Below are 1,208 nucleotides of genomic sequence, written 5' to 3'. Positions count from 1 at the left end.
GCGGAACTCGTGGGTGCGGGATCGGTCGACGGGGTGCAGCAGGTGACCACCGGGCCGTTCATGATCGCCGCGGCGGCCCCCGGGAGCGCGGTCATGCAGGCGGGATTGACCGAGTAGTACGTGCTCGTCCCGCGCCTCTCGGCGACGACGAAGCACGTGCGTGTCAGGGCCGACAGGTGGTGGCTCACGGTGGACTGCGAGAGCGGGAACGCCGCGACGATGTCCTTCACCGGCATCGGCTCCCCGCGGCGGGCCAGCCAGGCCAGCAGCTGCACGCGCGTCGCGTCGGCGAGGGTGCGGAACCACTCGGCGTACTCCTCGGCGTCGTCGCGCCGCATCACATCATCCATCGATCATCGACGATAATCGATCAAGTTCGGCGGGCGCAAGAGCCCCGGGTGGCCTGTCCGATCACCTCACCGGCTCGACCACGGCGCCCTCGCCGGGGATTCCCGACTCGCGGTCGAGGGGCTGTCTCGCCCCTCGAGGCCACTCGCGGAAGTCCCGGAAGGCCATCGGCAACCCCTTGGCCACCGACAGGTCCGCACTGTCCATGACCTGGAGGTGCAGGTGCGGCTGGGTCGAGTTCCCGGAGTTGCCGCAGTCAGCGAGGTGCGCTCCCTCAGCGACGGGATCTCCCGCCGCAACGCGCAGCGACCCCTTCTTGAGGTGCACCATCGCGAGGTAGGCGCCCGGCGCTCGCATCGCGATGACGACGTGGTTGCCGGCAATGGCGCCGACACCTTCCCTGACCCGTGATCGCTGGCTCAGCGCGTAGGGGACGAGCGCGAGCTGCGACCGCCGCGCCTCGTGGTCGACCTCCCCGTCGTGCACGGCGACCACGACGCCGTCGGCCGGTGCCAGGATCGGTCTGCCGAAGCCGACGAACCGCTCCGGGGGCTCCGTCGCGAGCACCGTGCGCCAGTCCCGCCGCGACGCAGTGCCGCGGCGCTCGTCGACCCCGACGAAGTCGATGGCGTAGGTCTCGCCGAAGAGGTCGACACCGTGGCTCGGGACGCGTCGTGCCGGGCTGTTCCTCACCAGCCAGCGCCCCTCGAAGGGCAGGCTGAGGAGGATGGTGTCGGCGGGCGAGGCGGGTGGAGGGGTTCCGTCGGCCATGCGGACCACCCTAAGCCGCCCCCGCCGCTAGCCTGCGGCCAAGGCGCCGGCCGCAACGACTGGCCGCACGACCCGAGCGGGGAGCCACC

At 71.6% G+C, this 1,208-nt stretch carries 2 protein-coding genes; both read right to left on the bottom strand.

The genetic code is table 11. The features are described 5' to 3' along the window. Positions 1 to 350, bottom strand: a 350-nt coding sequence (locus LOY02_RS15020) for a metalloregulator ArsR/SmtB family transcription factor (protein WP_317183172.1), incomplete at its 3' end; no start/stop codon positions are given. Positions 351 to 411: 61 nt separating this feature from the next. Next, entirely contained in the window at positions 412 to 1,119 is a 708-nt protein-coding gene (locus LOY02_RS15015; protein WP_317183171.1) for a M23 family metallopeptidase, read from the bottom strand. Between the last annotated feature and the right edge of the window lie 89 nt (positions 1,120 to 1,208).

Source organism: Intrasporangium sp. (assembly GCF_032907665.1).
Taxonomy (GTDB): domain Bacteria; phylum Actinomycetota; class Actinomycetes; order Actinomycetales; family Dermatophilaceae; genus Intrasporangium.
Note: the sequence above shows the minus strand (reverse complement) of the source record. Positions and strands in the feature narration are given on the sequence as shown.